This window comes from Candidatus Vampirococcus lugosii (assembly GCF_018420025.1).
Classification (GTDB): Bacteria; Patescibacteriota; Gracilibacteria; order Absconditabacterales; family Absconditicoccaceae; genus Vampirococcus; species Vampirococcus lugosii.
The window spans coordinates 1-6,280 of record NZ_JAEDAM010000063.1; the positions used below are offsets into that span (position 1 = coordinate 1).

The following is a 6,280-nucleotide window of genomic DNA, read 5'->3' on the forward strand; positions in this document are numbered from 1 at the left end:
GCATATTCAATTATTCTAAACAAAAAAACACATTTTGATAATGGTTCAGGTTGTTTTATAGAAGTATGATATAATGATAATAATATTGGATTATGTATTTTATTAAAATTAACTATATAATTATTTGTTTTGTAAAAATTAATCCTTTCATAAAACTCTTTTTCTAACTCAAAAAATTCATTTGATATTCAATAATTATATAATGACCTTAATTTTTCATCTAATTCTTTATTTCAAGTTTCCATATAAAGAACTCTATACTCTATATATGCAATTAAGTCAATCAATTCTTCAGCTTTTTCTTTTCATTCTTTGCTTTGAAAGTATACAGCAGTTATATTATTTGATGGACTAAATATAATTGAATTTCAATATATATAATTTATGTTATAAACATCAATTCAAAATAAAAGTCTTGTATTTTTGTTTTTTGGATCATACCTATTTTCATCTCTAAGTATTGGATATTTTTTTAAATTGTTATTCCATATTTTTTCATCTTTAACTCTTTGAATAACTCTTAGCATACCTGTTTTTAACATTTTTTTTATTATATCTTCCTCTTTTTCTATTTCATCTATTTTAAAATTATTTTCTTCTACTAAATTATCTAATTTCTTTAATTGAAAAAATTTTTAATTCTTTTTCAAATGCTTTTAAATATTCTAAATGAGTATCCATTCAATAAAATTTAAATCCTAAACCTTCACTCTAACTTTTCCAGTCAATAAATCGTTCATAAGTCATTTTTTGATATTTTCAAGTTTTTGTTTATATGCTTGTTCTTTTTCTATTTTTCCATCTGCACTTGATAATATTTCTGCTATTTTTTGTTGTTCTTGAAGAGATTTTGGGATTTTTACTTTAATTTCACCTATTTGTTCAGTTCATATGTTAGGTGGATCAGTTCATAATATTTCAATGTCAATAGCATTTATAAAATAACTACTTACAAATAAATAATAAGAAAATATATCATATATATTAAAACAATTAAACTTTCAAACTCTTTGATTTAATAATGATATACCATCATTACTATATACTTTAGTTATTTTAGATTTTTATTTAATAATGGTCTAGTTAATGCTAAAACTATATCTCATTCTTTAATTAAAAAATCACTATAAATACTTTTATAAATATCTGGTAAAAAGGATTGTTCTTTCCATTTAATTTTTCATATTCATACATTTGCTATTTTTAACCAAGGAATTCAATGATATGTTTCATCTTTAGACTTAAAAGCATATCAGCCAATTATTTTCATTCTTTTACTTAGTTTCTCTACCTCCCAACTCTCTGGAATTCTCCCCAACTCACTATCTTTAAATTTTGTATGAGGTTTTCAAGTATTTGTATCAATTCATTTTGTAAATAAATCTTCCATCAATCAAGTTTTGATTTTTTTGTATTTTTCTATCAAATCATCAGTTTTTTGTATAGCTTCATCTACTGTTGAAAGTATTTCAGCTATTTTTTGTTGTTCGGCAAGGGATTGAGGGAAATGTATTATTAAATTTTGAACTTCAGAAATATAATTTCTTTTATGACTATCAGGAATTAAGTTTAAATTTAATAAATAATAATATATAAACTTTAAATTGTAATTATTTATATTTGTTAATAATTTTATTGCAGAAGATTTAATTTTAAATTTAAAATCAACATATTTTAAATCCATTGTAAAATCATCAAAAATTATAACATCTCATTTATTATAAATTCAATCTTTTTCATCAGTATATCATAAAATAAAAGCCTTATTTGCAGTTAATACAGGTATAGAATTATTTTTATTATAATCAGTAGATTTTACTAGATATTTATCAGGTTGCTCATATTCTAAAATATTATAAATATATTCCACCTTCCATCCTTCAGGAATTTGTATATCTTTTATATTAGTCATAACCTAATTCAGTTAAAAAATTAGAAAGTTTTGTAGTTGTTTGGTCTCTATCTTGTTCTATATCTTTAAGAGAAACTCTATATTTATCCCATAGATTTTCAAAAAAAGAAATAAGTTCTTGTTTTTCTCTTTTTAGATCTCTATTTAGATAATTTTCAAGTATTTCTTTCCATTTTGTTTTTACAAGTGCTTTTACTTGTTCTTGACTACAAGATTTTCTCCAAGATGCAACTTGTGCAATTATTTCAGATTTTATATTTTTGATTTCTTTGTCTATTTGTTTTATCTCATCTTTGTATTTTTTGGGGATTTTATAATCTTCTTCATTGTTTTCTGCTTCTGTTTTTTCCTCTTCTATCTTGCTATTTATCTCATCTTTTTTATTTTCTTGTGTTTCTTGATTATTTTTTAAATCTTGAAAATGCTCATTTATAATAAAATCTTCATCTATAAGAGTATCCACAAAACCTACTGATTTAACAGTTTTGAAATCATTTTTTAAGTCTTTCCACCAATTCATAAAAATACCTGCAAGTTGGTGTTCATCAAACACATTTAGATCAGATAAGTCTTGTTTTATATTTTGTAAGTGTTTTTTTCTAAAAGCATACAAATCAAAATCACTATTCATATTTTGAAGTTCTTGCCACATATTTTCATAAAAATCATTTAATTTTGATTTTAATTCTTTTTCTTTGCTAATTATTCAAGTGTCTTTTTCTATATTTTCACTGATATTTTCTTTATTGTTTATAGTATCATTGAATTTATAAAAATCATCATCTAATTTGGTAAGTAAACTTGAAGCATAAAAATTTAATTTATTTATATAATCTTTTTTACTATCTACTTCAGATTTTGGAATTCATCAATTTAAATGAGCTTTAACATTTTGAGGATCAATTTCTGGAGAATTGTCTACATATCTTCTTATATTTAGATTAAAATCTTCTTTTGCAAATCAATCAAAATCTACAATACTAGAATATTTATCAAGCTCAATTTTTTCTTTGTAAACAGTAGTTATTTTTTGTATATCTTCTTGTCTTAATTTATTTTGATTTTTTCATTCAGCAAATTCATTATCAGCATTTATGATAATCACTTTATCTTTCATATTTTCAGATTTATTTTTGTTTATCACAATTACACAAGCAGGAATTCAAGTTCAGTAAAAAAGTCATCAAGGCAATCAAATCACAGCTTCAAGTAAATTATTTTCTAATAAATATTGTCTATAATTTTTTTCTGGTCATCATCTAAAAAGCACTCCATGAGGCAATACACAAGCAAGTTTTCAATTATTTTTCAAACTTGAAATCATATGTTGCAAAAACATAAAATCAGCTTTTGATTTTTCTGGCATCATTACTTGAAATCTTTCTTTGTATTCAAGATTTGATTCTTTGTAATCCTGAGAAAATGGGGGATTTGCAAGTATTTTATCAAATTTTTTTAGTTCTCATCATTCTTTGTGAAGAGGTTTTTCAAGAGTATCATCATTTTGAATATCTTGATTTGTCACTCAATGCAAAATCATATTCATTTTACAAATCGCCCAAGTAGTTCAGTTGCTTTCTTGTCAATTTAAAGAAATATTGTTAGAATTTTCTTGTTCTTTTACATATTCTTTTGCTTGTATCAAAAATCATCAACTTCATACAGTAGGATCATAAATTGTTTCTCAAGATTTTGGTTCTACTATTTGGACAAGTAGTCTTACAACTTCAGCAGGAGTATAGAATTCTCAACCTTTTTTTCAAGCAGTGTCAGCAAAATATTTAATAAGATATTCATAAGCAGTACCTAATAAATCAGGAAATTCAAAATCTTCGTTTCTCAATCTTATTTTATTGAAATGAATCAAAAATTCTTGAAGTTTTTGGTCTCATATTTTATTTTTTCATTTTTTTACATTAAAATTTATATGGCCAAGTACTCAATCTAATTTTTTGGGATTTGCTTCTTCTAGAGAATGAAGAGCTTTATTTAATTCACTTCAAATATCAAATTTTAAATCTTTTAGATAAGACCATTTAGCTTTTGGTGGAACATAAAAACTAAATCTTTTTGAAATATTATCAGTTTCCAATTTTGCTTCTTCTTGTGTAAATCAATTACTTATATTTTTGTTATAAGTTTTTTCATATTCAGCTTCAAATTCATCAGATAATCTTTTCAAGAAAAGTATTCAAAAAATAAATTCTTTAAATTCGGATGCATCCATCTTACCTCTCAAAATATCAGCACTTTCAAATAAATGATTTTCTAATTGTTGTAAAGTTAGTTTGGACATATTTTATTATTTTAATTAAAAAGTAAATAAATAATTTGTTCTATAATATATAAAAAAATATTTATTTCAATTTTAAATTAATGTTTGTTTTATTAAAAAGAAAAAAACTTAAATTAAGATTAAAAAAAAATAATATATAAGATTTTTCAAATAAGAATGATTTAAAAATTTTGTTCTATAAAGATGAGTTTAAAATATATTGAAATTATTAATATTTTTTATATATTAACTAAAATTTATTTTTTTTATATATTAATATAAATTGTAATATATGACTTGAGATGAAAATATAGAATTTTTTTATTCAAGTGAAAATATTGATTCTAGTACTTGAGATCAATATATAGATTTTTTTACTTGAGATGAAAATATAGAATTTTTTGATTGAGATGAAAATATAGATTTTTTTATGTCAGATGAAGATTTATATTTTTTTATTATATTCATATTTATTATTTTTAATTCAATAATTTATTATTTTTATAATAAAATTTTATTTAATTATAAAGATAAACTTAATTTTAAAAGAGAATTAAATTATAAAAGCACAATATTAGACTTAATTATAATAAATATTATGTTATTAATTATACAATTGATTTTATTTTATACACAATTACGGATATTTGATTCTTTAGTACCTCAATTTTTTATTCTTCTACTTGTTATATACTTGGTTTTAAAATATTTTAGATTAAATGATAAAAATAATAAGGAACAAGAAAAATTATATTATATAATTTCGTTTAAAATAAGTATATATAGTTTATTAGTATATATTGCTATTATGATTCTTTTAATAGTTATATTGTATATGTCTTTTATAATATACTAAATAATATTTTTTATAAAAAATATATAAATAAATATTTTATTTTTTATTTTTAGATTGACTTTTAAATAAAAATCAATATTAAAATTTTTTCTAATTAAAACTTTTGGGGATATAAAAATGTTAAAATATATAGTATTAAAATTTCCAGATGGAAAAACTAGAAAATTTTTTATACATAAGGAAGGAGGTGCATATCCCAAACTTATTGTGTATGAAAAAAAATTTTTTAGAAATAAAAGGGTTGGGCAATGTAAAGATAAAAAAAACATCCCAAAGCTTATTGCTATGAAATATGCTACTCAATAATAACTTTTATTTTCTCAAGAATTATTTATTCTTGAGTTTTTTTAAATTAAATTCTAAATATTATATATTGACAAATAATGTTTTATTTTATATGATTAATTTTTATATATAAAAAATATTAATTATGGAAATACCTATTTTTGATAAAGAAAAAAGTAATATTTTATTACAAGAAACAGAAAAAGCAATCTTAGAGCTTTCAACTTTAGATCGAAAAAACCCATTAGACAATAAAAAAAATATGAAATTACTGTTAATATAAAAGAATATAGAATCAAATATGATGAAATTATTCCTCGTATAAAAATATCAGAATGTCCTTTTAGTTGAGAACCTTTAATTATTGCATTTGATCCTATTTGATTAGATGGTCTTTGGTGGATGGAATTCACTAGAAGAATTTATAAAAATGAAATTAAGCCATCAAAATTTAGACTCCTGCGTGGTGCTTTAAATTTTAATAATTTAAAACCAAAGTGATGAAGACATAAAGCTTTATTAGGTCCAGAAGTTCCTTATGTAATACCTCGTATCTTAAAATTACCTACGATGATAATGGTAATATCTCAAATTACTTTGGATTGATATTTATTAAGTTATTTTTCAGATGAAAAACCAAAACCTTGACAACTTACATCCCCATGGTTAGAAAATAATGTGTAATATAGACTAGGATTGTTTATAAGAGGAATATGTTAGTTGTGTTCGTTTTTGATATTAATTATATTTGTTTTTATAATTATTTTATTTTTTGATAAAATATATTTATATTTACAAAAAATACTCTAATTTTCTCTTGATTTTTTTAGAAAAAACAATATATATAAACATATGAGACTAATATATACTAATACATACTATTAAATATTATATTGTTTCGTTTTTTAAAAAATTACTATAATAACTATTATGAATACAGGTACTATCAAAT

5 protein-coding genes and 2 pseudogenes are annotated in these 6,280 nt (G+C 21.4%); 3 read left to right on the forward strand and 4 right to left on the reverse strand.

The window, feature by feature from the left end:
• From VAMP_RS04245 to VAMP_RS07120, 4 genes and pseudogenes are all read right to left on the reverse strand, one after another.
• On the reverse strand, positions 1-542 hold a 542-nt coding region (locus tag VAMP_RS04245; protein WP_213349681.1), incomplete at its 3' end, for a hypothetical protein.
• Between the two features lie 156 nt (positions 543-698).
• Positions 699-848: pseudogene (locus VAMP_RS06310) on the reverse strand (restriction endonuclease subunit S); the annotation flags it as partial.
• 203 nt (positions 849-1,051) lie between these two features.
• On the reverse strand, positions 1,052-1,912 hold the full coding sequence (locus tag VAMP_RS07115) for a restriction endonuclease subunit S (protein WP_213349683.1): 861 nt from the start codon (positions 1,910-1,912) through the stop codon (positions 1,052-1,054).
• Positions 1,905-4,208: a type I restriction-modification system subunit M gene (locus tag VAMP_RS07120; protein ID WP_213349686.1), complete on the reverse strand. Its 2,304-nt coding sequence runs from the start codon at positions 4,206-4,208 to the stop codon at positions 1,905-1,907. Before VAMP_RS07120 ends, VAMP_RS07115 begins: the two co-directional genes overlap by 8 nt.
• Before the next feature lie 271 nt (positions 4,209-4,479).
• On the opposite strand from VAMP_RS07120, the gene VAMP_RS04265 reads away from it, so the two are divergent.
• The 3 genes and pseudogenes from VAMP_RS04265 to VAMP_RS04275 all read left to right on the forward strand — a co-directional run.
• The gene (locus VAMP_RS04265; RefSeq protein WP_213349688.1) at positions 4,480-5,043 is read left to right on the forward strand and encodes a hypothetical protein; all 564 of its coding nucleotides are present in this window, start codon (positions 4,480-4,482) and stop codon (positions 5,041-5,043) included.
• Between the two features lie 430 nt (positions 5,044-5,473).
• Positions 5,474-5,611: a hypothetical protein gene (locus tag VAMP_RS04270; protein WP_213349690.1), complete on the forward strand. Its 138-nt coding sequence runs from the start codon at positions 5,474-5,476 to the stop codon at positions 5,609-5,611.
• A 113-nt stretch (positions 5,612-5,724) separates the two neighbouring features.
• Positions 5,725-6,012 (forward strand): annotated as a pseudogene (locus VAMP_RS04275) (hypothetical protein); the annotation flags it as partial.
• Between the last annotated feature and the right edge of the window lie 268 nt (positions 6,013-6,280).